Annotated in this window: 25 protein-coding genes; 11 read left to right on the plus strand and 14 right to left on the minus strand. The window is 73.4% G+C overall.

The genetic code is table 11. The features are described from left to right. The first annotated feature begins 4 nt into the window (after nt 1–4). Nucleotides 5–1,018, plus strand: coding sequence for a methyltransferase (locus EV376_RS13615; protein ID WP_130323270.1), 1,014 nt, complete (start codon nt 5–7; stop codon nt 1,016–1,018). 151 nt (nt 1,019–1,169) lie between these two features. Here the strand turns inward: EV376_RS13615 and EV376_RS13620 are convergent, their stop codons facing one another. Further along, nucleotides 1,170–2,177 carry a methyltransferase gene (locus EV376_RS13620; RefSeq protein ID WP_130323272.1) on the minus strand — a complete coding sequence of 336 codons (1,008 nt, stop codon included), beginning with the start codon at nt 2,175–2,177 and terminating at the stop codon, nt 1,170–1,172. 175 nt (nt 2,178–2,352) lie between these two features. Here EV376_RS13620 and EV376_RS13625 point away from each other — a divergent pair, with 175 nt between their 5' ends. Together EV376_RS13625 and EV376_RS13630 are read left to right on the plus strand one after the other, a co-directional pair. Next, nucleotides 2,353–2,541, plus strand: a complete 189-nt coding sequence (locus EV376_RS13625; protein WP_130323274.1) for a ferredoxin — start codon at nt 2,353–2,355, stop codon at nt 2,539–2,541. Between the two features lie 126 nt (nt 2,542–2,667). Continuing rightward, nucleotides 2,668–4,245 carry a multicopper oxidase family protein gene (locus tag EV376_RS13630; protein WP_486482619.1) on the plus strand — a complete coding sequence of 526 codons (1,578 nt, stop codon included), beginning with the start codon at nt 2,668–2,670 and terminating at the stop codon, nt 4,243–4,245. 68 nt (nt 4,246–4,313) lie between these two features. Here the strand turns inward: EV376_RS13630 and EV376_RS13635 are convergent, their stop codons facing one another. Continuing rightward, a complete protein-coding gene (locus EV376_RS13635; RefSeq protein ID WP_130323278.1) occupies nt 4,314–5,069 on the minus strand; it encodes a hypothetical protein in 756 nt (251 codons plus the stop codon). A 202-nt stretch (nt 5,070–5,271) separates the two neighbouring features. Between EV376_RS13635 and asnB the strand changes: the two genes are divergently transcribed. From asnB to EV376_RS13650, 3 genes are read left to right on the plus strand one after another with little or no spacing between them, the layout of a single operon-like run. Further along, a complete protein-coding gene (asnB, locus tag EV376_RS13640) occupies nt 5,272–7,131 on the plus strand; it encodes an asparagine synthase (glutamine-hydrolyzing) (RefSeq protein WP_130323280.1) in 1,860 nt (619 codons plus the stop codon). Nucleotides 7,132–7,146: 15 nt separating this feature from the next. Continuing rightward, a complete protein-coding gene (locus tag EV376_RS13645) occupies nt 7,147–7,743 on the plus strand; it encodes a nitroreductase family protein (RefSeq protein ID WP_130323282.1) in 597 nt (198 codons plus the stop codon). A gap of 28 nt (nt 7,744–7,771) precedes the next feature. After that, nucleotides 7,772–9,130, plus strand: coding sequence for an FAD-dependent oxidoreductase (locus EV376_RS13650; protein WP_130323284.1), 1,359 nt, complete (start codon nt 7,772–7,774; stop codon nt 9,128–9,130). A gap of 152 nt (nt 9,131–9,282) precedes the next feature. On the opposite strand, the gene EV376_RS13655 is transcribed toward EV376_RS13650, so the two are convergent. The 4 genes from EV376_RS13655 to EV376_RS13670 form a co-directional block, all read right to left on the minus strand. After that, complete coding sequence (locus tag EV376_RS13655) at nt 9,283–10,065, minus strand: SDR family oxidoreductase (protein ID WP_130323286.1); 783 nt, start codon at nt 10,063–10,065, stop codon at nt 9,283–9,285. Nucleotides 10,066–10,198: 133 nt separating this feature from the next. Continuing rightward, a complete protein-coding gene (locus EV376_RS13660) occupies nt 10,199–10,876 on the minus strand; it encodes an SDR family oxidoreductase (RefSeq protein WP_130323288.1) in 678 nt (225 codons plus the stop codon). Further along, nucleotides 10,873–12,075 carry a cytochrome P450 gene (locus tag EV376_RS30865; RefSeq protein WP_130323290.1) on the minus strand — a complete coding sequence of 401 codons (1,203 nt, stop codon included), beginning with the start codon at nt 12,073–12,075 and terminating at the stop codon, nt 10,873–10,875. Before EV376_RS30865 ends, EV376_RS13660 begins: the two co-directional genes overlap by 4 nt. Further along, nucleotides 12,072–12,785 carry a thiaminase II/PqqC family protein gene (locus EV376_RS13670; protein ID WP_130323292.1) on the minus strand — a complete coding sequence of 238 codons (714 nt, stop codon included), beginning with the start codon at nt 12,783–12,785 and terminating at the stop codon, nt 12,072–12,074. Before EV376_RS13670 ends, EV376_RS30865 begins: the two co-directional genes overlap by 4 nt. A gap of 179 nt (nt 12,786–12,964) precedes the next feature. Here EV376_RS13670 and EV376_RS13675 point away from each other — a divergent pair, with 179 nt between their 5' ends. Further along, nucleotides 12,965–13,717, plus strand: a complete 753-nt coding sequence (locus EV376_RS13675) for an SDR family oxidoreductase (protein ID WP_130323294.1) — start codon at nt 12,965–12,967, stop codon at nt 13,715–13,717. A gap of 185 nt (nt 13,718–13,902) precedes the next feature. Here the strand turns inward: EV376_RS13675 and EV376_RS13680 are convergent, their stop codons facing one another. Next, complete coding sequence (locus EV376_RS13680; RefSeq protein ID WP_130323296.1) at nt 13,903–15,738, minus strand: AfsR/SARP family transcriptional regulator; 1,836 nt, start codon at nt 15,736–15,738, stop codon at nt 13,903–13,905. Between the two features lie 563 nt (nt 15,739–16,301). Here EV376_RS13680 and EV376_RS13685 point away from each other — a divergent pair. Next, nucleotides 16,302–16,673: an antibiotic biosynthesis monooxygenase family protein gene (locus EV376_RS13685; protein ID WP_130323298.1), complete on the plus strand. Its 372-nt coding sequence runs from the start codon at nt 16,302–16,304 to the stop codon at nt 16,671–16,673. A gap of 73 nt (nt 16,674–16,746) precedes the next feature. On the opposite strand, the gene EV376_RS13690 is transcribed toward EV376_RS13685, so the two are convergent. Beyond that, nucleotides 16,747–18,369, minus strand: a complete 1,623-nt coding sequence (locus EV376_RS13690) for an FAD-dependent monooxygenase (protein WP_130323300.1) — start codon at nt 18,367–18,369, stop codon at nt 16,747–16,749. Nucleotides 18,370–18,567: 198 nt separating this feature from the next. On the opposite strand from EV376_RS13690, the gene EV376_RS13695 reads away from it, so the two are divergent. Genes EV376_RS13695 through EV376_RS13705 form a run of 3 tightly spaced genes read left to right on the plus strand, consistent with a single transcriptional unit; the run spans nt 18,568 to nt 22,101 of the window. Beyond that, nucleotides 18,568–20,226 (plus strand): acetyl-CoA carboxylase carboxyltransferase subunit alpha, encoded by a 1,659-nt coding sequence (locus tag EV376_RS13695; RefSeq protein WP_130328644.1) that lies wholly within the window; start codon nt 18,568–18,570, stop codon nt 20,224–20,226. After that, a complete protein-coding gene (gene accB / locus EV376_RS13700) occupies nt 20,223–20,702 on the plus strand; it encodes an acetyl-CoA carboxylase biotin carboxyl carrier protein (RefSeq protein ID WP_130323302.1) in 480 nt (159 codons plus the stop codon). The genes EV376_RS13695 and accB overlap by 4 nt, the downstream gene beginning before the upstream one ends. 22 nt (nt 20,703–20,724) lie before the next feature. After that, complete coding sequence (locus EV376_RS13705; RefSeq protein ID WP_130323304.1) at nt 20,725–22,101, plus strand: ATP-binding protein; 1,377 nt, start codon at nt 20,725–20,727, stop codon at nt 22,099–22,101. 93 nt (nt 22,102–22,194) lie between these two features. On the opposite strand, the gene EV376_RS13710 is transcribed toward EV376_RS13705, so the two are convergent. The 6 genes from EV376_RS13710 to EV376_RS13735 are packed head-to-tail and all read right to left on the minus strand — an operon-like array spanning nt 22,195 to nt 25,210. Next, nucleotides 22,195–22,581: a SchA/CurD-like domain-containing protein gene (locus tag EV376_RS13710; protein WP_130323306.1), complete on the minus strand. Its 387-nt coding sequence runs from the start codon at nt 22,579–22,581 to the stop codon at nt 22,195–22,197. After that, complete coding sequence (locus tag EV376_RS13715; protein WP_207228150.1) at nt 22,581–23,315, minus strand: 3-oxoacyl-ACP reductase FabG; 735 nt, start codon at nt 23,313–23,315, stop codon at nt 22,581–22,583. Before EV376_RS13715 ends, EV376_RS13710 begins: the two co-directional genes overlap by 1 nt. A 46-nt stretch (nt 23,316–23,361) precedes the next feature. Further along, the gene (locus tag EV376_RS13720; RefSeq protein WP_130323308.1) at nt 23,362–23,700 is read right to left on the minus strand and encodes an antibiotic biosynthesis monooxygenase family protein; all 339 of its coding nucleotides are present in this window, start codon (nt 23,698–23,700) and stop codon (nt 23,362–23,364) included. After that, entirely contained in the window at nt 23,700–24,425 is a 726-nt protein-coding gene (locus EV376_RS13725; RefSeq protein ID WP_130323310.1) for a 3-oxoacyl-ACP reductase family protein, read from the minus strand. The genes EV376_RS13720 and EV376_RS13725 overlap by 1 nt, the downstream gene beginning before the upstream one ends. A gap of 19 nt (nt 24,426–24,444) precedes the next feature. Beyond that, nucleotides 24,445–24,924, minus strand: coding sequence for an anthrone oxygenase family protein (locus tag EV376_RS13730; RefSeq protein ID WP_207228152.1), 480 nt, complete (start codon nt 24,922–24,924; stop codon nt 24,445–24,447). Nucleotides 24,925–24,955: 31 nt separating this feature from the next. After that, nucleotides 24,956–25,210: an acyl carrier protein gene (locus EV376_RS13735; RefSeq protein WP_130323312.1), complete on the minus strand. Its 255-nt coding sequence runs from the start codon at nt 25,208–25,210 to the stop codon at nt 24,956–24,958. Nucleotides 25,211–25,257: the final 47 nt, after the last annotated feature.

Consider the following 25,257-nt stretch of genomic DNA (forward strand, 5'->3'; position numbering starts at 1 on the left):
TTCAGTGACCACGACAGCGACAGACACCAGCCGGCCGGCCGGCATCCTGCGGCTGGCCAACTCCTTCTGCGATGCCAAGGCGCTGCTGACGGCGGTGGAACTCGGCCTCTTCAGCACGCTGCGGGAGGGCCCGGCCGCCGCGGAGGAGATCCGGGACCGGCTCGGCCTGCACGGGCGCGGCCTGGCCGACTGGCTCGACCTGCTGGTCGAGCTGCGCCTGCTGGAGCAGGCGGACGGCCGCTACCGCAACGGTCCGGGGGCGGACCGCTTCCTGGTCCGCGGCGAGCCCTCCTACATCGGCGGCTTCATCGAGCGGTCCAACCGCAACCTGTACCCGGCGTGGGGTCGGCTCGGCGAGGCGCTGCGCACCGGCAAGCCGCAGTCGGGCAGCAGCTTCGAGGCGGTGGTGGAGAACCCGCAGATCCTGAAGCAGTTCATCCACTCGATGGACGCCCTGACCCGGGTCCTCGGCCCGCAGCTCATCGAGGCGTTCGGCGAGTGGTCCGACCACTCCTCGGTGCTCGACGTCGGCGGCTGCCGGGGCAGCCTGGCCGCGCAGATCGTCACCGCGCACCCGAACCTCACCGGGCACGTCTTCGACCTGCCCCAGATGGAGCCGTTCTTCACCGAGCAGGCCGCCGAGCGGGGCCTCACCGACCGGCTGACGTTCCACGGCGGCAGCTTCTTCGAGCACCCGCTGCCGGCAGCCGACATCGTGGTGCTCGGGCACGTGCTGCACGACTGGGACCGCGACCAGCGGAAGTTCCTGGTGGCAAAGGCGTACCAGGCGGTCAACCCGGGCGGCGTCCTGCTCGTGTACGACCGGATGCTCGACCGGCCGTCCAGCCGCGTCGAGAACCTGGTGATCAGCCTCGACATGCTGCTGGTCACCGACGGCGGCTCCGAGTACACGGTGGGCGAGCTGCGCGAGCACGCCGAGGCCGCCGGCTTCGTCAAGGTCGAGGACCGCCCCCTGGGCGACGACGACACCCTGGTGGTGGCCCGCAAACCCGCCTGACCCGTCCGCGAGGGCCGGGGCACGCCACTGGCGTACCCCGGCCCTCACCCGTTCCCCGCCCTTTCCCCCGCGATCTTGCGCTTTCTGCCCCGACGAAAGCCGCTCAAGGCGCAAAAGAAGGGCCGAAACTGCAAGATCGCGGGGGTGGTGGTTAGGGGGTGCGGTGGCAGATGACGAGGGTCTCGTTGTCGTCCAGGGGTCGCTGGTGCACCGACGCGAAGCCGGCGGCCTTCGCGTAGCCCGCCAGTTCGGCGACCGGATACTCGGAGCCCTCCTCGGTGACCAGCGCCATGATGAGGCTGGCGACCAGGTTGTCGATGCGGGGCGCCGCGTCGTCGAGCATCCGGTCGTGCACGAGCAGCACACCACCCGGGCGGACCGCCTGGTACGCGGCCCAGACCAGCTCCTCGCGCTGCCAGGGCCGCCAGTTGTGCAGGATGTGGCCGAACACGACCACGTCGGCGGGGGGCAGCGCGTCGGCGAAGAAGTTGCCGGCGTGGAACCGCACCCGGTCGGCGGTGCCCAGCTCGGCCATGTGCTCGGCGAAGACCGGGCGGAGCTGCGGCAGGTCGAACACGTGCCCGGACAGGTGCGGGTGGGCCAGGACGAGCTGTCCGACCAGGCCGCCCCGGCAGCCGCCGACGTCGAGCACCGACCCGTGCGCCGTCCAGTCGATCGCGGTCAGCAGGCGTGGGATCAGCGGGCGCAGCACGCCGTCCATCATGTGCGCGTACCGCCGGAGCGCGGCCGGGTCGGCGAGCATGCCCGCGAAGTCCTCCGCCGGCGTACGCGGCCGCCCGGTCCGCAGCGTCTCGGTCAGCCCGTTCCACACCGGGTACAGGTTGGCCTTGGCGCCGCGCAGGAAACCGGTCACGTCCTCCGGCCCGCGTCCGGTGAGGAACCGGTCGACGTCGTCGGCGTTGCGGTAGCGCCCGTCCTCGTGGTGCAGCAGGTCGAGCGCCACCAGCAGGTTGAGGAGGTCCGGCAGCCCACGCCCGTGCAGCCCCAGCCGGTCGCGGAGCTCCCCGGCGGTGGCGGGGCCGTCCCGCAGCGTACGGAACAGGTCCAGCTCGACGGCCGTCAGCAGCGCCTGTGACTCGCAGAAGGCGGTGCCGAGGCGGAGCAGGCGCGCGGGCGACGCGGTGACCGTACCCGTCATCGGGCGGCTCCCTTCGGGGCGCGGACGGAGGACGCCCCGATGGTGCCGGCCCGCCTTGGAACGCCGCTCGACGCGCGGCTGTACCGGCCCTCGAGCGCCCTGCCCGACGATCGGGCGCGCGGCGGGCTCCGCCGGCCGCGCCGCGACGGACCCGACCCGGCGATCGGTGGGCATCATGCGTGTGTATGCGACCAAGGAGACCTGCGCGGTGGCCAGCCTCTGCGTCTACCAGGTGCCGGAGGTCTTCGACCAGGACGAGGAGGGCCAGGTCGAGGTGCTCGACCCCGAACCGCCCGCCGAGCTGCACGAGGACGTGCGGATCGCGGCGCGCGGGTGCCCCACCCGATCGATTCGCATCGAGTAATCTGATCCGCACGTAGCGTACGGGCCGCGGCGCGTCCCGGCCGGCGGTGAGCCGGTGGGGTGCGCCGCGGTCCGCGCCGTCCGGCCCTGTCCCCGGCCCCTCGGCCGCCTCACGATGGAGACACCGTTGCTGGCGAGTTCCCCGCAGGACACCCCCGCCCAGGCGATCCCACCGGCCGCGAGCGCCGGCCGCCGGTCCACCCGCCGCCGCGTCCTGAAGGCGGGCCTGATCGGCGTGCCGGCCGTCCTGGCCGTGGGCGGTGCCGGCGCCGGCATCTGGTACGCGGTCACCGACGTCGACACCGTCGGCGAGGTCGACTTCACCAACCGGCTCGCCATCCCGCCGCTGCTCAGCGGCCGGCAGGAGGGCGGGCGGCGGGTGTTCGACCTGGCTGCCGGCGTCGGCGAACGGCAGTGGCGGTCCGGCCGGGCGACCACCACGTGGGGCTTCGACAACGGGCATCTCGGCCCGACGCTGCGGGCGGCGAGGGGCGAGACGGTGCTCGTCAACGTCCGCAACGACCTGCCCGAGACCACCACCGTCCACTGGCACGGCATGCACCTGCCGGCGGCGATGGACGGCGGGCCGCACCAGCCGGTCCGGGCCGGCACCACCTGGTCACCCACCTGGCGGATCGACCAGCCGGCCGCCACGCTCTGGTATCACCCGCACCCGCACGGGCGCACCGCCCACCACGTCTACCGGGGCATGGCCGGGCTGTTCATCGTGGACGAACCGGCGGCGTCGGCCGCCCGGCTGCCCAACCGGTACGGCGTCGACGACGTCCCGGTGATCGTGCAGGACGTCAACCTCGACGGCGACAACCAGCTCGACGAGGGCTACTCGCGCATCGCCGACGTCGGGATCCTCGGCGACACCCTGGTGGTCAACGGCACCGTCGGGCCCTACCACGAGGTGACCACCGAGCGGGTGCGGCTGCGGCTGGTCAACGCCTCTCCGGCCCGGTCGTACAATTTCGGGCTGTCCGACGACCGGGCGTTCGCGCTGGTCGGCACCGACGGCGGCCTGCTGCCCGCGCCGCACACCACCGAGCGGGTCCAGCTGTCCCCGGGCGAGCGCGCCGAGATCGTGGTGACCGTGCGTCCGGGGGAGCGGCCGGTGCTGCGCAGCTACCCGCCGGCGCTCGGCCTCGACCCGATCAACAGCCGGATCACCGGCGGTGACGACCGGTTCGACGTCCTCGAGCTGCGGGCGGCCGACCGGCTCACCCCGTCGCCCGAGCCGGCCGCCACCCTGGCCGATCCACCCCGCCTCGGCGTGGACGCGGCGGCGCCGGTCGCCCGCCGCTTCGAGCTGGCCGGCACCAGCCAGATCAACGGCCGGACGATGGACATGAGCCGCATCGACTTCGGCGTCACCAGGGGCACGACCGAGGTGTGGGAGGTGATCAGCCCGTTCCCGAAGCCGCACAACTTCCACGTGCACGGCACCCAGTTCCAGGTGCTCTCGGTCGACGGCGCCGCACCGCCCCCGGAGCTGGCCGGCTGGAAGGACACCGTCTACGCCACGCCCGAGGTGCCGCTCCGGCTGGCGGTGCGGTTCGGTGCGTACGCCGACCGCAACGTCCCCTTCATGTACCACTGCCACCTGCTGCTGCACGAGGACAAGGGCATGATGGGCCAGTTCGTGGTCATCGAGCCGGGCCAGACCCCGGGCACCCCGCCGCACACCGACCACGACTGAGCCGCGAACCACGGCCGGGCGGTGCTCGGCGGCCGTGGCCAGCGGTTCCGGCCGGCCGACCGGCGGGATCAGGGATTGCCGGCGATCCGGCCTTCGAGGTGCAGCCCGAGCGCGATGGCCTGTTCGACGTGCAGCGGTGCGTCCGGCTGGGCCGGCGCGCTCCCGGCTGCTCCGCCCTCGTTCGAGACCGCGAGGTGCAGCCGCCGGTCGTCGGGGAGGGCGATGTCCACCAGGTGGCGGACGCTGCCCTGCCGGACGTGGGTGACGACCTTCATCTTCGCGCCGCTGGGTGCCTCGGCCTGGTCACACATCCACTGGCCCTTCGGGGTGTCGAGGCAGGACCAGTCGAAACCGCCCCGCCGCGGGTCGGCGTACCGGCCGTCCGCGGCGATGACCATCGCCTCCAGGTGGCCCCTGCGGCTGTCGTTGAGCAGCCCCGACCAGGCCCGGACGAAGACCGTACCGTCCCGGCCGAGGTCGAAGTCGTAGCGCGGATGTCGGCCGTCCTGGGCGCCGTCGCCGGAGAGCCACCTCGCTCCCGGGGCCTCCTTCCGGAGCGCCTCGTGCAGCTCCTCGCTCAGCCGCCGCGCGGCGACCTCAGCTGACTCCGCGCTGTCGAAGGCGAGCCCGAACCGGGTGTCGGCGGCCGGCGGTGGGCCGGCGACCGGCGGTGGCGGCGACGAGCCCGTGACGCCCCGACCGAGCAGGGTCACCCCGCCGGCCACCGCCAGCACCAGCACCGCCCCGGCCACCACCCGGAGCCACCGGCTCGCCGCACCGTTCCCCGCCCACCCGGGTGAAACCTCGCCGCCAGAACCCGTCACGTCTCTCCCATCCCTGCCCCCACACCCCGATGACGGCCCAGGGGGGTGGGACGGTTGCACCCCGAAGCCGATCGTGTCGTACGCCGGCCTGCCCGTCCGGCGATTCGCGGCCGCGCCCTCCCGTCGAGTCGCCGTCGAGGTCGCCTGGAACGGCGCCCGGCAGGCTCACGCGTAGTCGGACGCGAGGCGAGGGGTGATGCGCATGTGCGGCATCGTCGGCTGGGTGGACTTCGGGCGTGACCTGACCGGGGAGCGCTCGACCGTGCGGGCGATGACGGACACCCTGACCAACCGCGGGGTGGACGACTCCGGGGTCTGGATCCGCGAACACGCCGGCCTCGGGCACACCCGCACCGCCATCATCGACGTGGCCGGCGGCGCGCAGCCGCTCTCCGTCGAGCAGGACGGCCGGCTGGTCGCCACCATCGTCTACAACGGCGAGGTCTACAACTTCAAGCAGCTCCGCACGGAGCTGCGGTCCCGGGGGCACGAGTTCCGCACCCGCAGCGACACCGAGGTGATCCTGCGGGCGTACCTGGAGTGGGGCGTGGAGTGCGCCGCCCGGCTGGAGGGCATCTTCGCGTTCGCGATCTGGGACCTGCGCCGCCAGGAGCTGGTGCTGGTGCGCGACCGGCTCGGCGTCAAGCCGCTCTTCTACGCCCGCCGGCCGGAGGGCGTCCTGTTCGGCTCGGAGCCGAAGGCGTTGCTGGCCAACCCCCTCGTCCGGCCGGTGGTGGGCCTGGACAACCTCCAGGAGCTGTTCGCCACCGCCAAGCGGCCCGGCATGTCGGTCTTCCGGGACCTGCGCGCGGTGCTGCCCGGCACCACGCTGACGATCAGCCGCGCCGGGATGGCCCAGCGGCGGTACTGGGCCCTGGCGGCCCGCCCGCACACCGACGACCTGGACGGCACGGTCGGCCACGTCCGGGAGCTGCTGCACGACATCGTGCTGCGCGAGCTGGAGTCCGAGGTGCCGCTCTGCACGGCGCTCTCCGGCGGGGTCGACTCCAGCTTGGTGTCGGCGATCGCCGCGTACTGGCGCTGGAAGCTCGACGGCGAGCGCATCCGCACCTTCGTCACCACGTTCGACGACTACGCGGCGCGGTTCCAGCCCGACGACGTCCGCTTCGCCCCCGACGAGGTGTTCGCCGACGAGGTCGCCCGGCACCTGAAGGCCGACCACGTCCGGATCCAGCTCAACACCCGGGACCTGATGGACCGGGCGGCCCGCGACGCCGTCCTGTACGCGCAGGACATGCCCACCACCCTCGGCGACATGGACACGTCGAACTACCTGACCGCGCGCCGGATCAAGGAGCACTCGACGGTCGCGCTGAGCGGCGAGGTCGCCGACGAGATCTTCGGCGGCTACAGCTGGATGTACGACCGGCAGCTCCTCGCCGCCGACATGTTCCCCTGGGTGGCCAAGGAGTACCTGATGCCCGGGTCGCCGCGCGGCCAGGGCCGGGGCCTGTTCGACCCGGGCTTCATGGCGAAGCTGGACCTGGGCACCTACTACCGGGACCAGTACCGCACGGCCCTCGCCGCCGCCCCGTACACCGGGGAGGAGGACGAGACCGAGCGGCTGATGCGCGGCGTCACCCACGTCACGCTCACCTGGTGGCTGCCGATGCTGCTGGACCGCGACGACCGGCTCGCCATGGCCAACGCGCTCGAACTGCGGGTGCCCTACGGCGACCACCGCCTGGTCGAGTACCTCTACAGCACTCCGTGGCGGCTCAAGACCTTCGACGGCCGGGAGAAGAGCCTGCTGCGCGCGGCCGCCCGCGACCTGGTGCCCCGGTCGGTGCTCGACCGCGCCAAGAGCCCGTGGCCGGTCACCCAGGATCCGGCGTACGCCGCGATGCTCCGCGGCGAGCTGGCGGCCCTGGTGAACGACCCGTCCTCGCCGTCGCTGCCGCTGCTCGACCTCCCCGCGGTCCGGGCCACCGTGGACCGGCCCTCGGAGATCGCCCACCAGTGGGTGAGCCGGATGAACATCGAGATGGTGCTGCAGTTCGACGCGTGGCTGCGGCGGTACGACGTGCAGCTCGCGATCTGACCCGAGGGGGTTTCCATGGACTTCTCCGACGTGCTGCGGCGACGCCAGATGGTGCGCAGCTACACCGACCAGCCGGTCTCCGCCGAGGCCCTCGACCGGATCGTGGGCGCGGCGCGGCGGGCCCCGAGCGCCGGCTTCAGCCAGGGGTACCGGCTGGTCGTCGTGACCGACCCGGGGCTGCGGCAGAAGGCCGCCGACATCGCCGAGGCCCGCTACGTGGAGTTGGGCTTCCCCCGCTGGATCGCGTCCGCGCCGGTGCACATCTACGTGGCTACCCGGGAGGCGTCCTACCACGAGCGGTACGGCGGCGAGGAGGTCCGGCCGGGCTGGTCGGAGATCCCGTGGCCGGTGCCGTTCTGGTGGTTCGACTGCGGGGCGCTGTTCATGCTGCTCCAACTCGCGGCCATCAACGAGGGCCTCGGCACCGGGTTCGTCAGCTCGGTCTACACCGACGAGCTGAGCGCCCTCGCCGACGTGGTCGACCTGCCGGGCGACGTGGCCCTCACCGGCATCGTCACCGTCGGGCACGAGGACCGCGGCAGGCGGATGCCGGTGCCGCCGAACGCGGCGCGCCGCAAGCCGCTCAGCGACGTCGTGCAGTGGCGCCGGTGACCGCGCGTACGGGAAGGCGGGCGGACCGATGAGCCAGCGCGTCCTCGTCCTCGGTGGCGGCATCGCCGGCACGGCCGCGGCGATCGCGCTCGCCCGGCGCGGGCACCCGGTGACCGTCGTGGAGCGCGACCCGCCGCCGGCCGACCCCGCGGCGGATCCGTTCCTGCACTGGCCGCGCCGTGGCGTGCCGCAGTTCCGGCTGCCGCACGGTTTCTCCGCCCGGGCCCGCAACCTGCTGCTGCGGCACGCCCCGGACGTCCTGGCCCGGCTGCGGGCGAACGGCGTCGAGGAGATGAACCTGTTCAAGCGGCTCATCCCGGCGGAGCGGTGGGTGCCCGCCGACGACACGTTCACCAACGTGTGGGCCCGGCGGGCGGTCTTCGAGCTGGCGCTGCGGCTCACCGCCGAGGAGGAGCCGGGCGTCGAGTTCCGCTGTCCGGCGGTGGCGAACGGGCTGCGCTTCGACTGGACGAGCGCCGGACCCCGGGTGGCCGCGGTGCGGCTCGCCGACGGCGACCTGCTCACCGCGGACGTCGTGCTGGACTGTCTCGGCCAGCGGTCGCCGGTGTCGCGCTGGCTGGCAGCTGAGGGCGTCCGGGTGCCGACCGAGGTGCAGGACTGCGAGACCGTCTACTACAGCCGCTACTTCCGCTTCACCGAGGCGTGCGAACTGCCCCGGACGTCGGTGGCCACGCTGCGCGGCGAGTTCGCCGACGGCTGGTTCATCGGCTTCCCGGGCGACCACGACACGTACGCCTTCTCCTTCGAGTGCCACCCGGACAACCGCACCGCCCGCGCGTTGCGGCACACCTCGATCTGGGAGGCCGTGGCCCGCGGCATCCCGGCGCTGGCGCCGTGGGTGGACCCGGCCAACGGCACCCCGCTGGAAGGCGTCCAGGTCATGGCGGGCAACCGCAGCCTGCGCCGGCGGTACGTGGTCGACGGCCGGCCGGTCGTCCTCGGCCTGCTGTCGGCCGGCGACTCGCTCTGCGCGAGCAATCCCGCGTACGGGTGGGGTTCGGCGATGGCGCTGACCTACGCGTTCGCCGCCGCCGGTGCGGTGTCCGCCGGCGGCGGCGACCCGGTGGCGACGGCCCTGGCGTACGACGCGGCGACCGGCCGGGAGGCCGACGCGGTGTACCGGGAGTCCGCGGCGATGGACCGGGCCCGGATCTACCGGATCACCGGTCAACCCGTGCCGGACGAGGACAAGGCGGAGATGGCCCGCCAGGACCTCATCTCGGCGGCCCTCTCGAACGGGGTGCTGCACGACCTCGAACTGGGCCGGGCGTTCAACCGGCGGGTCAACCTGGTCGGCCCGGCCGACGCCGTCCTCGACGGCACCGACCTCCTGAACCACGCCACCCGTCTCCACACCCCCGCCTGACCACCCCACCCCACCCCCACCCCGCCGATCATGGACTTGTGGTGCCTGACGAAGGGCGCGGATCGGGGTGAACCGCCCACCACAACTCCATGATCGACGAGCGGCCCCCGGGCGCCGGGGAGGCGGCGTCGGGGGCCTTCGTGGGGGGTGGGTCAGTTGGGGCGCTGGTAGCGGGACGGGGGGGCCATGCCGGCGTCGATCGGCAGGTCGACCCCGGTGACGCTGCGGATCCGGCCGGAGGCGAACAGCACGACCAGCGCGGCGATCTCCTCCGGCTCGATCATCTCGCCGGTGGCCAGGCCGGCCATCCTCGGGACCATCGCCAGGAACTCGTCCGGCGTCATCCCGGCCTTCTCGGCGATGTGCGGGTTGGTCCACAGCCGGGTCTTCACCGGCCCGGGGGAGATGGTGTTGACCCGTACGCCCTGCGGGGCGAACTCGGCCGACAGCGCCTTGCCGAGGTTGGCGACGGCGGCCTTGGCGGCCGAGTAGTGCGCGAGCCGCGGGTCGGCCATCGTGCCGTTCATCGAGCCGATGTTGACGATCGTGCCCTTGCGCTCGACGAGGCTCGGCAGCGCGGCCCGGGTGGCCCGGATCGTCGTCATGACGTTCAGCTCGAACGTCTGCCGCCACACGTCGTCGGTGATGTCCAGGAAGCCGGGGGCGAGCATGACGCCGCCGCCGACGTTGTTGACCAGGATGTCGACGCCGCCGAACTCGGTGAGCGCCCGCTCCACCAGCAGCCGCGGTCCCTCCTCGGCGACCAGGTCCACGGTCAGGGTGTGCGGGGTGGCCTCCTTCAGTTCGGGGCTGACGGTCCGCGCGCCGCCGTACACCTCGGCGCCCGCGGCGGCGAGCGCCCGCACCACGGCGAGCCCGATGCCGGCGCCGGCCCCGGTGACCACCGCCTTCTTGCCGGACAGGTCGATCTGCATGCTCGGTCTCCTGTTGGTCGGCGGGCCCCGCTCGGTCGAGGCCCGGCTCGGTTGGGAACCTGGTTCGGTCGGGGGCCCGCTCGGTCCCGGGTGCGGCTCGGTCGCGGGCCATCTGGTGACCGGCGGTCCGTCGTCAGAGCGGGTCGCGTCGCTCGGTGAGGAACTGCCCGGTCGGCCCGCCGGCGGGCAGGGTGGCGACGTCCGCGATGAACCGGCCCGGCACCTCCGGCGGCGTCGTCATGTGCGGCATCATCCGGGTCCGGACCCGGCCGGGGTTGACCGCGTTGACCAGCACTCCGGTGCCGGCGGTCTGGCCGGCGACCAGGGTGGTGAGCCCGTTCAGGGCGCTCTTGGACAGCGAGTAGCCCGGCGCGCCGGGGAAGAGGGCGCCGCCGAACTCCGCGGTGGTGCCGCTGGAGACGACCACCACCCGGCCCCAGCCCCGTTCGACCATGCCGGGTACGAACGCCTGCAGCACCCGCCACGTACCCAGCAGGTTGACCCGCAGTGTCTCCTCGGCCCGGTCGAGCGGGGCGGTGAGCGGCCCGGTGCCGCCGTCGAGCAGCACGCCGGCGTTGCAGACCAGGATGTCGACCGGCCCGACCTCGGCGGCGGCCTTGCCGACGCTGTCGGCATCGGTCACGTCGAGCTGCTGTCCGCGTACGCCGGAGCCCAGCTCGGCCGCCGTGCCGGCGGCGGCCGCGGCGTCGCGGGCGGTCACCGTGACCGCCACCCCCCGGGCGTGCAGTTCGGCGGCGACGGCCCGGCCGATTCCCCGGTTGGCGCCGGTGACCAGCGCGTGGCGGTTCACCAGGTCACCGGGACCTCGCTGAAGCCCTCCATGAAGCCGCCGAGGGCGCGGGGCAGCCGGGCGGCGGGCACGGCCAGCCGGATCTCCGGGAACCGGCGCAGCAGCGTCTCCGTGGCGACCTGGAGCTCCATCCGGGCCAGCGCGGCGCCCACGCAGTAGTGGATGCCCGCGCCGAAGGTCATGTGGTGGTTCTCCGGGCGGCGGATGTCCAGCGTGAACGGGTCGGTGAAGACCGTCTCGTCCATGTTGGCCGACTCCTCGGAGAGCAGCACGCTGGAGCCCTTCTTGAGGATCGTGCCGTCGGACAGCTCGATGTCCTCCAGCGCGTACCGCAGCGTGCCGATCGACGAGCCCATGATCTGCGTACGCAGCAGCTCCTCCACCGCCGACGGCACCAGTGACCAGTCCGCCCGGATCTCCTTGACCAGATCCTGGCGGTGCAGCAGCACGGCGGTGCCGGTGCCGATCTGGCTGGCGGTGGTCACGTAGCCGGCGATCAGCAGACTGCGCGTCCAGTGGTGCAGCTCGTACTCGGACAGCCGGTTGTCGTCCTCGTCGCGGACCTTGATGAGGCTGGTGATGAGGTCGTCCTCGCCGGGGTTGGCCCGCTTGTACTCGATCAGCTCGACCAGGTACTGCCACAGCTCGCTGCGGCACCGCTCCACCTCGTCCGGCGGCAGTTTGGTGACCGACAGGAAACCGTCGACCAGCGACCGGAACCGGTTGCGGTCCTCCGGCGGGATGCCGAGCAGCTTGCAGATCACCAGGATCGGCAGCGGGAAGGCGAGCGCCTCGTTGAGGTCGGTGGGCTTCGGGCCGGCGGCCAGCGCGTCCAGCAACTCGTCGGTGACCTGCTGGGCGTACGGGCGGAGCAGCTCGATCCGGCGGGCGGTGAACGCCCGGGTGACCAGCCCGCGCATCCGGGTGTGGTGGGGCGGGTCGCCGTCGATCTTCGGGTCGACGAACAGCTCGTTGTCGGCGGCGATGCGGGCCACGTCGGGTCGGGCGACGTTCTTGCTCAGCCGGGGGTCGGCGAAGAGGCTGCGTACGTCCGCGTAGCGGGTCACCATCACGGCGGTGTCCCCGCTGGGCAGGCGGACCTCGACGAGGGCCTGCTCGCGCAGACCGCGCAGCGCCTCCGGGACCTCCATCGGCGGGGTCCACGGGAAGGGGTAGGGAACCGGGGTCTGGGCAGTCATCTCGTGCCCTCTCTGGTTGACTCCTGGAACGGCGACCGCCGATCCCCACCGTCCGAAAGGGACGCTGTGCAGGACTCGGCGAATGCCCATTCGTAACGGATGCTGATGGAGAACTGCTCGACGAGCGTGGCGCGCTCCCCGGCCGTACCGTTCTTGCCGACGTCGTCGGCCATGTCCAGGAAGGCCCGCACCGCGTACCGGTAGGACTCCCCGGGGTGGTACGCCTCCACCCAGGGCCGGTAGCGCGTGCCGGGCGCGGTGTCGCGCAGCAGCCGGTCGGAGACCTCGGCGTTGAACCACACCATCGGCAGCAGGGCGCCCACCCCGGCGGGGAAGGACGCCGCGGTGGCGGCGGTGAGGAACGCGGTGTGGGCCTGCGTCACCGGGTCCATCGGCGGGTCGCCGAGGGTCTCCGGCAGGCCGGTCGTCCCGGCCAGGGCCGCGCTGTTGGCGCGCAGCCGGTCGCGTGCCTCCAGGGTGCCGGCGACCGACTGGCCGAGCAGCAGGGTGTGTGCGTCGTCGCTGGCCGCCGCCGCGCAGCGGGCCAGCGCCCGGGCGTACGTCGGGAGCAGGAACCCGGTGTCCTGGGCGAGGAAGTGGGCCAGCGCCGCCGGTGGCAGCGAACCGTCCCGGATCCCCGACCAGAAGGGGTGGTCCTGCACCGCGCGCAGCACCGGGTCCCGGATCTCCCGCAGTTCCTCGTGCAGCATCGGCCGTCCTCCGTCCAGGCCCGGGCTCGTCGCGGCGGACGCTATCGGGGGCTGCTTGACCCCGACTGGAGCACGCGCGTGCCCCGACGGACGGGTCGGCGAGCCGGCGTCGAGCCCGGCGGCGGAGATTGGCCCCCCGGCACGGCCGTGCCGGTCAGCGACGTCGTGAGGGGTACGCCATGGATCTCGGCCTGACGGACAAGCGGGTGCTGGTGACCGGGGCGACCCGGGGTATCGGCCGGGCCACCGCACGGGCCTTCGCCGACGAGGGCGCCCGGGTCGCCGTGACCTACCACACCTCAGAGGCGGCTGCCGAGCAGGTGGTCAAGGAGCTGGGCGGGGAGGAGCGGGCACTCGCGGTGCCCTACGACCTGGCCGATCCCGCCTCGGTACGGGCGGCGGTGCGCCGGGTGGAGGAGCGCTGGGGCGGGGTCGACGTCCTGGTGGCCAACGCCCAGACCTGGGTGTGGATCAATCCGGAGGACCTGCCGGCGTACCAGGACCTGCCGCTGGAGGAGTGGCTGGGCCGGTTCCGGGAGAACGTGGAGGGCCACCTCTGGACGGTGCGGGAGGTGCTCGGCGGGATGCGCCGGCGCGGGTGGGGCCGGGTGGTCCTGCTCTCCTCGGTCACCGCCCTGCACGGCAATCCGGGGTCGGAGGTCTACGGGGCCGCCAAGGCGGCGCTGCACGGCTTCGTCCGGGGGTTGATGTGGACCCGCGACGGCGTGCTGGCCAACGTGGTCGCGCCGGGCGGGACGCTGACCGAGAGCCTGGACAACGTCGACCGGGAGCTGGTGGCGCAGGCGGCCCGGGACACCCCGAGCGGCCGCCTCAGCACGGCGGAGGACGTGGCCCGGCTGGTGGTGTTCCTCGGCTCGGCGGCCAACGGCAACGTCAACGGCGAGGTCGTCCGGACCGCCGGCGGGCGCTGACCGCCGCCGGCGGGACGGCTTCGGCGGGACGGTCAGCGCGCGGGCCGGTCAGCGCGCGGGACGGGGCACGGCGACGGCCGGCGGGATGGCCGGGCGGTGGGACGGGACGGGCGGGTGGCCGGGGCCGGACCGGCGGGACGGCCGGTCGGTGGTGGAGGCGCTGACTCCGGCACCCGTCGGCGAGCTCAGACGTTCGAGCCGAGCCGTGGCTCGATGAACTCGTGGTTGAGGCGTTCCCGCGCGTACAGGCGGATCAGCCGGTGCAGCCGGTAGCGGACCACGCCCTCGTCCGCCCGGGCGTCCAGTAGGTTGCAGGCGACCAGGCGGCTGAGCTGCGTCTCCACCGCGTCGGCGGCGCTACCGAGCAGGCTGGCCGCGGTGGCGGCCGTGAAGTGTGGCGGCGGGAGCAGGCTGAGCAGGCGCAGGGCGCTGCGGTCGTGCGGCTCCAACCGGTAGTAGGTCTCGTCGTAGTTGGTGCGGACGTCGAACTCGGCGAACCGGAGCTGGTCCAGCGCCGCCGGCCCCGACTCGATCATCGTGGCCATCTTCCGCAGCGACCAGGTCGGCGCCGCGGCCAGCCGGGCGCCGACGCAGCGCAGCGCCAGCGGCAGGTGCCCGCAGCGGTCGGCGATCCGCTCGGCCTCCCCGGGCTCGGCGTCCACCCGCGACGCGCCGATCATCGCGCGCAGCAGCGCCACCGCCTCGCCGGTGGTCATGACGTCGAGCTTGGTGACCTGGACGCCGGGCAGGACCTGCAGGCCCCACCGGCTGGTCACCAGGACCGCGCTCTCCGGCGTCGCCGGCACGAGCGGCGCGATCTGGGACGCGGTGGCCGCGTCGTCGAGGACGACCAGGAGCCGCCGGCCGTTGGTCCAGGTCCGGTAGAGGCTGCTGCGCTCCTCGACGGTCGGCGGGATCTGCTGCTCCGGTACGCCCAGCGCCCGCAGGAATCCGGCGAGGACGTCGAGCTGCGAGGTCGGGTTGCGGGACGAGCCGCGCAGGTCGGCGAAGAGCTGGCCGTTCGGGTAGCGGGCCCGCTCCAGGTGCCCGACGTGCAGCGCCAGGGTCGTCTTGCCGACCCCGGTCATGCCGCAGATCGAGATCGCGGCCGGGGCGGTGCCGTGCTCCTGGCCGGCGGTGAGGACGGCTCTGACCCGCCGCACCACCTCCTCCCGGCCGGTGAAATCGGGTACGTCGGGCGGCAGTTGAGCGGGCGGTGCCGTGCGGGCCGGGATCCGCTCGGCGGGCGCCGCCGGCCTGGGCGCCGGCCGGTTCTCCGCCGGCTCGGCGTTGAGCAGGGACCGGTGCAGCCGCTGGACGGCCGGGGACGGTTCCAGCCCGAGTTCGTCGATGAGCAGTTCCCGCAGCCGCCGGTAGACCTCGAACGCCTCGTACCGCCGGCCCGACCGGTCGAGCGCGGTCATCAGGTTGGCGTGGAACCGTTCGTGCAGCGGATAGCTGCGGACCAGTTCCTTCAGTTCACTGATCAGCTCCTCGTACCGGCCGAGTTGCATGTCCGCCTCGATTCGCATGCCGAGCACCCGGAGCTTGTTCTCCTCCAGTCGGGTCATGTGGGCGGAGAGGATCTCGCCGGCGTTGACGCCGAGCAGGGCGGGTGCGCGCCAGAGCGCCAACGCCTCGGTGAGCAGCTCGCTGGCGCGCTGGGCGTCACCGCGCTCCCGTTCGAGGCGGCCCTGCTGAGCCAGCCGTTCGAAGTGGCATACGTCGATGTCGTCGTCGTTGACGTCGAGCAGGTAGCCACAGGACTGGGTGTGCAGGCGCGCCAGGCCGGTTGGGTCGAGCACGTCCTTGCGTAGCTTGTAGATGTAGGTCTGCAGGGTCGTCATCGCGCTGTCCGGCGGATTGTCCCCCCATAATTCGTCGACGAATTCACTGACCTGCACGACCTGGTTGCGGCGCACCAGAAGAAAAGCCAAGACTTGGCGAACCTTCGGTGCGGTCGGTGTGATTTCCCGGTCTTCGTGCGTGACGGACAATGGGCCAAGAATGCGGAACACCATTAGCTCCCCCAGGAAATGGTGCGGAGTTGACGCTGTCCGAACGGCGGGACATCGACGGGTAATTGCGGTGGTGGATCAACCCCTCCGACACCTCATCCAGCCGTTCGGCGGCATGATCGACATGCTCCGTGGCGCAACTGCTACAGACTGTAAGTTGCGGTCCCAGGGCGGTCAAGGTTTCGTGGGTCAACTGTCTGACGTTTCCTGCCGGTAGGTTTCGTGCTAATCGCGCGCGGTCCCGAACGCGCGACAAAGGGGCTACCTCGGGGTCTGTGGAATCGCATGTGTAGCCACGCAAGCTATTGCGACCCGGCACTCTGGACAAAAACCTGCGTCGATGCCGTCCCTTTTGCGCACCTGATGAATATCGCGCCGACCCCCACCAATTTCCGCCGCCCCGGCGGGCGTCCGGCGGAGTTCGAGTACGCCTCGAGGCGACGGCGGCCGGAGCGGTCGGGGCCGAGTCCGGATTCAGCCGCACCCCAGCGGGGCAGGGTGTGCTGTGCCGGCGGTCCGTCCGGGGCCGCCGCCACGCGGTGGTGCGCGAGGGAGGGGTGGCCCGCATGTCCGACCAGCTGACACGGTCCGGGTCCGGCGGGGCCGGACCGGGGGGCGCCGCACCGGCCGGAACACACCGGGTCCGGGTGCTGGTCTACGCCGCCGCGCCCGCCGGCGAGCCGGACGCGGTGGCGGCCGCGTACCACCGCATCAGCCGTGACCTGGCCGGGACCCCGGGTCTGCTGCGCAACGAGCTGCTCCGCGCGGCCGATGACGACGGCGCGTTCGTCGTGATGAGCGAGTGGATCAGCCTCGCCGCGTTCCGCGCCTGGGAAGCCGGGGCGGCGCACCGGGACACCACCGCGCCGCTGCGCGACTACCAGCGGCTCCCCGAGCCGCGCCCGTTCGGCGTCTACGAGGTCGCCGCCACGTACTGATCCGGTGAGTGTCGAGGCCGCTCACCGGATCGAAGCGCCGCGCGCGGTCCACACCGGACCGCGCGCGGCGACGTCAGCCGGTCCGGCCCAGCACCGTACGCAGCGCCTCGCGCAGCGCGGCGGCCGGGTCGACCGGGTCCTGCGAACACCACGCCACGTACCCGTCCGGACGCAGCAGGGTCGCTCCGGCGGCGTCGTACCGGGCCGCGAAGACGCCCTCGACGTCGACCAGGTCCGCGCCGGCCGCCGCCGGCCCGATCCGGTACGCCCGCAGCGGCACCGACAGCTCCCGCGCCACCAGCGACCCGACCCCGTCCCAGCGGACCGCGCCGTCGCCGGTCAGCAGCACGAACGCGTCGTGGCAGAGGTCGTGCACCGAGATGCGCCGCCCGTCCCGGTCGAGCCACAGGTGCGGGGCCCGCAGACCCGGCCCGGCGCGGGTGGCCAGCTCCCGCCCGTACACCGTGTCGTGCGTCGCGCCGACGGTCGCCGCCGACCGGTACCGCTGGCCCAGCGTGCAGAGCACGTCGTCGACGTCCTCGCCCCCCGGGTCCTCGCCGAACCGGGCCCGCTGCCGGGCGACCGTGATCTCGGCCAGGGCGAGCGCCGCCGGCCGGCGCTCCGCCTCGTACGTGTCCAGCAGGTCCTCGCCCGCCCATCCACCGAGCACCGCGGCCAGCTTCCAGGCCAGGTTGTGGGCGTCCTGCACCGCCGCGTTGGCGCCCATCGCCCCGGCCGGAGGCCAGACGTGGGCGGTGTCGCCGACCAGGAACACCCGTCCGGCGCGGAACCGGTCGGCCACCCCGACCGCCTCCTCCCACGCGGCGACGTCGAGCACCTCCACCGCCCGGTCGGTGCCGAGGAACGACCGGGCCAGCTCCCGGCAGCGCTCCGCGGTGAACGACGACGCCGGCGTGTGCGCCGGGTCGTAGCCCACGCTCATCGCCCACTGGTCGGGGACCGAGGTGGTCAGGAAGGAGCCCAGCCCCAGTTCGTCGTTCACCACGATCCAGAACATCGCCCGCTGCCGGACGATCCCGGTGAGGTCCGCCCGCACCAGGAACGTCACCCAGTGCTGCGTGACGCCCGGCCCGGCGCGGTCGATCCCGACGGCCTCCCGGGTGCGGCCCCGGAAGCCGTCGGCGGCGACCAGGTAGCGGCACCGGACGGTACGGCGTGCGCCGGTCCCGACGTCCTCCACGACCGCGGTCACGCCCTCGTCGTCGGCCGTCACCGACCGGCACCGGGTGCCGAACCGGATGTCCGCCCCGCGGGCGCGGGCCGCCTCCGCCAGGATCGGCTCGACGCTGCGCTGGTCGGCCATCACGAACTCGGCCGGCGTCAGCTCCGGCAGCGGTTTGCGGGTGTCGTCGGCCAGCAGCCACGTCCACTCCCCGCTGAGCGTCTCGCAGCGGACCACCCCCGCCTCGTCGTCGAACGGCCGGCCGGCCCGCCGGATCGGGTCCTCGACACCGAGCGGCCGGTAGAGCTCCATCGTGCGCTGGTTGATCCCCCGCGCCCGGCCCTGCACCGAGCTGGCCGGGTGCCGGTCCACCAGCACCGACGCCACCCCGTGGTGGGCGAGGAACAGCGACGACGCCAGGCCGGCGTAACCACCTCCGACCACCAGGACGGGGGTCGTCTCGTCGTACGTGTCGGCGGCGGGCTCCCGCCGCGCCGCCCGGTCGCTCGGCATCCGCGTCCTTCCTTCCCGGCGGCCGCCGGCCGCCCGTACGCCGGACCAGCCCGGACCGGCCGCGTCCGGACAGCAGGATCACGGCCGGGCCTCGAGAGCCGGTGGACGTCCCGCCCCCGGCGGCCGGGCCGGGGTTCAGTCCGCTTCCAACATGCGTTGAGGCCGCGCCGGCACGCTGCCGGAGTGACCGTCTCGACCCTGCCCCCACCCGCGCCGGAGTGGGTCAGCTGCGGCTCCTGCCGGGGTCTGACCTATGGCCCGCGCTTCGACCGGGACCTGCGGGTGTGCCCCGGCTGTGGCCAGCACAGCCGGCTCACCGCCGGTCAACGCATCGAGCAGCTGCTGGACCCGGGATCCGTCCAGCCGCTGGACCCACCCGAGGTGGGCGAGGACCCGCTGGGCTTCGTGGACTCCCGCCCGTACCCGGACCGGCTCCGGGCCGCACGCGACAGCACCGGCCTGGCCGAGGCGGTGACCTGCGTGACCGGCACGCTGCTGGGGCATCCGCTGGTCGCCGCGGTGATGGACTTCCGGTTCCTCGGCGGTAGCCTCGGCGTCGGGGTCGGCGCGGCCATCACCGCCGCCGCCGAGACCGCCCGTGCCACCCGCCGTCCCCTGCTGCTGGTCACCGCGTCCGGCGGGGCCCGCATGCAGGAGGGCGCGCTCGCTCTCATGCAGATGGCGAAGACCAGTCAGGCGATGGCCGAGCTGGACGAGGCGGGCATCCTCACCGTCTGCCTGGTCACCGACCCGACGTACGGCGGCGTCGCGGCGTCCTTCGCGACGCTCGGCGACGTCGTCATCGCCGAGCCCGGCGCCCGGATCGGCTTCGCCGGCCGGCGGGTGATCGAGCAGACGATCGGCCACGACCTGCCGGAGGGCTTCCAGACCGCCGAGTTCCTGCTGGCCCGTGGCCTGCTCGACGCGGTGGTCGCCCGCTCGGCGCTGCGCCCCACCATCGCCCGGCTGCTGGCCGCCGCCGCGCCGGGCGCCCCGGCGGCCGCGGCGACGGACCGGGTACGCCTCGTCCGGGACCCCGCCGAGCTCCCCGTCCGCGAGGCCGCCGACGTGGTCGCGGCGGCGCGGCACCCGCGGCGTCCCACCACGCTGGACTACATCGCCCAGGCCTTCGACGACTTCCTGGAACTGCGGGGCGACCGCGGCTCGGGCGACTGCCCCGCGACGGTCGGCGGGATCGGGCGGCTCGACGGCCGGCCGGTAATCGTGATCGGCAGCCAGAAGGGCCGGGACACGGCCGAGCGGATCCAGCGCAACTTCGGCATGGCCCTGCCGGAGGGCTACCGCAAGGCGGCCCGGCTCATGCGCCTCGCGGCCAAGCTGGGCCTGCCGGTCGTGACCCTGGTGGACACCCCGGGAGCCCATCCCGGCATGGACGCCGAGGAGCGCGGTCAGGCGTGGGCGATCGCCGAGACGATCCGGCTGATGTCCGGGCTGCCGGTGCCGATCGTCACCGTGGTCACCGGCGAGGGCGGCAGCGGGGGCGCGCTGGCGCTGGCCGTCGCCGACCGCGTCCTCGCCTGCGCGGGCGCCATGTACTCGGTGATCAGCCCGGAGGGGTGCGCCGCGATCCTCTGGAAGGACCCGGCCGCCGCGCCCCGGGCCGCGGCGGCGTTGCAGATCGGCTCCCGGGACCTGCTGCGCCACGGCATCGTCGACGCGGTGGTGCCGGAGCCGCCCGGCGGCGCGCACGAGGACCCCGTCGCCGCGGCCGACCTGCTCCGGGCCGCGCTGATCGAGTCCCTTCAAGAGATCGCTGCCGTCGCGGCGACCGATCTGGTGGCCCGCCGCCGGCGACGGTTCCGGCGGTTCGGCACCGAGGATTCGAGGTTTGCATGACCAACGAGGCGACCGACCCGACCCCGCACGGCATCGACGAGCTGTGCCGGCAGGCGACCCAGCTCGCCCGGACCGCACCGGCACCGCTGCGCAGCGTCCGCGTGCAGGCCGGTGAGCTGCTGGTGGCGCTGGAGTGGCCGGAAACCCCGGCGCCCCCGCCGGCCGGCCCCGGTACGGCGGTGCCCGTCGCGCCGCCGGCGGAGGTGCCACCGGCGGACGGCACGTTCGCCGTCACGGCGCCGCTGGTCGGCACCTTCTACCGGTCCCCGTCGCCCGGCGCGCCCCCGTTCGTGGAGGTGGGCCAGGAGGTGGCGGCGGGCCAGCAGGTGGCGATCGTCGAGGCCATGAAGCTGATGAACCCGGTGGAGGCCGACCGCCCGGGCCGGGTGGTCGAGGTGTGCGTGACCGACGGCACCGCGGTCGAGTACGGCGAGGTGCTCCTCGTGCTGGCGCCGCCGGAGGCGGCCGCGTCGTGACCCGGACCAGGAGGTAAGACACGTGTTCTCCACCGTGCTGATCGCGAACCGGGGTGAGATCGCCCTGCGGGTCGCGCGGACCTGCCGGGAGCTGGGCATCCGCACCATTGCGGTCTGCTCCGACAGCGACCGCGACTCGGCCGTGGCCCGGTACGCGGACAAGTGCGTCCGCATCGGACCGGCCGCGGCCCGGCTCAGCTACCTGAACCCCGCCGCGATCGTCACCGCGGCCCTGCAGAACGGTGCCGAGGCGGTGCACCCCGGCTACGGGTTCCTCTCCGAGGATCCGGACTTCGCGGAGATCTGCGAGGCCAACGGGCTCACCTTCGTCGGTCCACCGGCCGCGCTGCTGCGCCGCCTCGGCGACAAGGCGCAGGCGCGGGAAATCGCCCGCGCGGCCGGCCTGCCGGTGCTTCCCGGCAGCTCCCGCTCGCCCGCCTCGCTGGAGGAGGCGCGGGAGGTGGCCGCGCTCATCGGCTACCCGGTCATCATCAAGGCGACGGCGGGCGGCGGCGGCCGGGGGATGACCGTCGTCCGGGATCCGCGCGAGTTCGGCCGCTCCTGGGCCCGGCTGCGCGCGGTCGCCCAGGCCACTTTCAACGATCCCCGTCTCTATCTGGAGAAGTTCCTGGAGAACGCCCGGCACGTCGAGGTGCAGGTCCTCGGCGACGGCAACGGCGACGTCATCCACCTGGGGGAGCGTGACTGCTCGGTGCAGCGGCGCCGGCAGAAGCTGGTCGAGGAGACGCCCGCGCCGGGCCTGCCCGGCGAACTGGCCGAGCGGATCCGCGCCGCGGCGGTGTACGCGGCAAGGGAGGTGAACTACGCCGGCGCCGGCACGTACGAGTTCCTCGTCGGCGACGACGGCGACTTCGTCTTCATGGAGGTCAACTGCCGGATCCAGGTCGAGCACCCGGTCACCGAGCAGGTGACCGGCATCGACCTGGTGCGCGAGCAGCTGCGCGTCGCGGCGGGGTACGGGCTGTCGGTCAGCCAGGAGGACGTGCGGCCCCGGGGGGTGGCCATCGAGGTCCGGGTCAACGCCGAGGACCCGGAGCGGGGCTTCCTGCCGACGCCGGGGGTGCTCGACGAGTTCCTGCCGCCGAGCGGGCCGTTCGTGCGGGTGGACACGCACGGCTTCCCGGGTTTCCGGGTGACCGCCGACTACGACCCGCTGCTCGCCAAGGTCACGGTCTGGGCGCCGGACCGGCGTCAGGCCATCGAGCGGGTGGACCGGGCCCTGGCCGAGTTCCGGGTGGCCGGCCGGGGTGTGCACACCACCCGCGACTTCCTCCGCCGGGTGGTGGCGCACCCCGTCTTCCGGGCCGCCAAGCACACCACCGGACTGGTCGACGAGATGACCGTGGAGGACGCCGAGCGGCTGCGCCGCGCGGGCTGACGACGAGTACGAGGGCCCCGTCCGGCGCGGACGGGGCCCTCGTCGTACGTCCGGAGGCGGCGGACCGGTCCCGGCCCGCCGCCTCCGGCGTGGTCAGTTGGGTTGCGGGGACACGTAGTCCTCGCGGGACAGCTGCGAGATGCACCGCATCGTGGCGTTGCGGAAGTACGTCTGGAAGCCCTCGACCGTCTTCGTGTCCCGCCGCTCGGCGAGGTACGGCGCGAGCTTGCTCTCCAGCGTGTGCACGCCCTGCTGCTTGGCCATGTGCCGGGCGATGGCGGAGAAGTCCCCGCGGTAGTGGATGACCCGGACCATGAACTCGCCCTGGATGAACACCGCGGTGCCGAGCAGTTCGCCGGCCTCGCTGCCGTCCTCGTTCCGCAGCACCGGCGAGTCCACCCGCCGGAAGTTCGCGAAGATCTCGGCGATCTCCTCCTCGTGCCCCGGCTTGACCTGGTAGGTGATGGCGGCGTACGGCATCAGATTCCTCCGTCCACGTGCAGGATGCTCCCGCTCACATAGCGGGACTCGTCGCCGACGAGGAAGAGCACCGGCCCTGCCACCTCGTCGGGCTCGCCAAGCCGGCGCAGCGCGGTCATCCCCTTGATGATCTCCGCGACCGGCGGTGGGGGACCGCCCCCCGGTTCGGTGACGATGACCCCCGGCGCCACCGTGTTGATCCGGATCCCGCGGTCACCGACCTCGCGGGCCAGCGAGCGGGTGAGCCCGACCAGCGCCGACTTCGACGCCGCGTAGTGCGCGCTGTGCGGCCGGCCGCGCAGGGCGGCCGAGGCCCCGACCAGGACGACCGAGCCCCCGTCGGCGAGCAGCGGCAGCGCCGACCGGGTCACCAGGAACGCGGCGGTCAGGTTGATGTCGACGACCCGCGTCCACTCCTCCGGCGTCAGCTCCTCCAGCGCGGCGCGGCCGTCGACGCCGGCGTTGTTCACCACGGCGTCCAGGCCGCCGAGCGCCTCCCGGCAGACCTCGACCAGGCGGGCCACGTCCCGCTCGTCGGTGACGTCGGCCTGGACGACCCGGTGGCCCGCGCCCTCCTTCTCCAGTTCCCGGGCGAACTGCTCGGCGTGCTCCCGGTCGTGGCCGTGGCACACCACCAGGCGGGCGCCGGCCCGGGCGGCGGCCAGCGCGGTGATGCGGCCGATGCCGCGCGTACCGCCGGTGATCAGGATCCGTTTCGCGGCGAGCGAACCCACGTCGGTGCCTCCCTTCGTCGGGCGCGGCGGGGGGCCGGGACCCGGGTCACCGGGCCGCCGCCGCGCCGGTCATCCCGTACACGACGCGCATGGTCGTCATCGACCCGCCGGAGCGGTACGGGTGCAGCTTGGTGCGGTGCTCCACGTGCGCCTCGCTGTGCTCGAACTCGCGGAAGCGGGGTTCGTCGACCCAGTCGCTGACCACGTAGTAGACCGACTCCTCCTCGGCGCTGCGGGACAGCCAGTGGCCGAGGTTCGCCGGGTGCTGGACGATGGTGCTGCCGACCCGGTGCCAGGTCTGCTCGAACTCCCGCTCCATGCCGGGGTGGATGTTCATCCGCAGCATGACGCGGAAGACCTCGGACCGTTCCCCGTCGGCGGCCATCAGATCCCCCCGTCGACGTTGACGGTCTCGCCGTTGACGAAGCTCGCGCTGTCGCTGGCGAGGAACCGGACGACCGAGGCGATCTCGTCGGCCCGGCCGAGGCGGCCCAGCGGGATCAGGTTCCGGTAGCGCTCCAGCACCGCCGGCGGCGTCTCGGCCTCGGTCTGGACGGGGCCCGGCGCCACCACGTTGACGCGGATGCCCTGCGGGCCCAGCTCCTTGGCGAGCGAGCGGGTGAGCCCGATCAGGCCGGACTTGGCGGCGGTGTAGTGGGCGCGCAGCGGGATGCCGACGGTGGCCACCCGGGAGCCGACGTTGACCACGGACGCCCCCGCGCCGAGCAGCGGAAGCGCCGCCTGGATGACCCGCGCGGCGGCGGTCAGGTTGCTGTCGACGACCGACTTGAACTCGTCGAGCGAGAGCTTGGCGAACGGGACGTGACTGATCACGCCGGCGTTGTTGACCACCGCGTCGAGGCGCCCGAACCGTACCCGGGCCTCCTCGACGAGCGCGGTGACGTCCTCGGCCCGGGTGACGTCGGCCCGCACCACGTGGTGGGTGCCAGCGGTGGCCTTGAGTTCCTCGACGAGGCTGCCGACCGCCTCGCTCTCCGTGCGGTAGCAGGTCACGACGTCGGCTCCGGCGCGGGCGAAGGACAGTACGATCGCCCGCCCGATGCCCCGGCTGCCGCCGGTCACCAACACTTTCTTCCCGGCAACGTCCACGTTGTCTCCTTCCCAGGGTTCAGGGGCCCGCGGTCGCGCCGAGCAGCAGCGCCACGGTCCCCACGTTCACGGCGAACGCCAGCACGGCGAGCGCCGTGCGCAGCAGGTTCCAGTTCCGCCAGCGGACCCGCGGGTCCGCCCGCACCCAGTCGGCGGGCGGGTGCTCCGGGTCCAGCGACATCACGTACCGGTTGATCGGCACGTTCTTCACCACCGAGATCGCCATCACGACCAGCAGCAGGACGGCGGCGGCGGCGAACAGCGCCCGGGCGGCGGCGTCGTCGACGACGGCGACGAGGACCAGGTCCAGGACGCAGGCCGTCGCGTTGAGCGCCGGCATCAGCGGGTCGTACCGCTTCCAGAGGAACTGCACGGTCCCGACGTACGTCTGGTACGGGACCGCCAGGCTCATCGGCGCCAGCCCGATCACCGTGGAGACCATGACCCCGACGGCCACCCCGTTGGCCAGCAGGGCGACCGCCACCAGCAGCGGTGTCACGTCGACCCGCCCGGGTCGACCGGTCGACCGGTCACGGCACCACCACGTGCCGGTTGACGTAGTCGATGAGGCGGGCCGGGGTGGTCAGCTCCGTCACGTCGTCCTCGCGGACCTTCACCCCGTACTCCTGCTCGATACGGGCGGTCAGCTCCAGCACCGCGAGCGAGTCGTACCCCAGGTCGTGGAACTCCAGGTCGCCGACGTCGCCGTCGAGGTCGACCGACTCGTCCACACCGGCGCTCTCGCGCAGCAGTCGCCGTACGTCATCAAGGTTGATCCTGGTCATTACCGACCCCTTCCCTGCCCGGCCGGCCCGGTCCGGGCCGGCTCCAA

The organism is Micromonospora sp. CNZ295, from assembly GCF_004217535.1.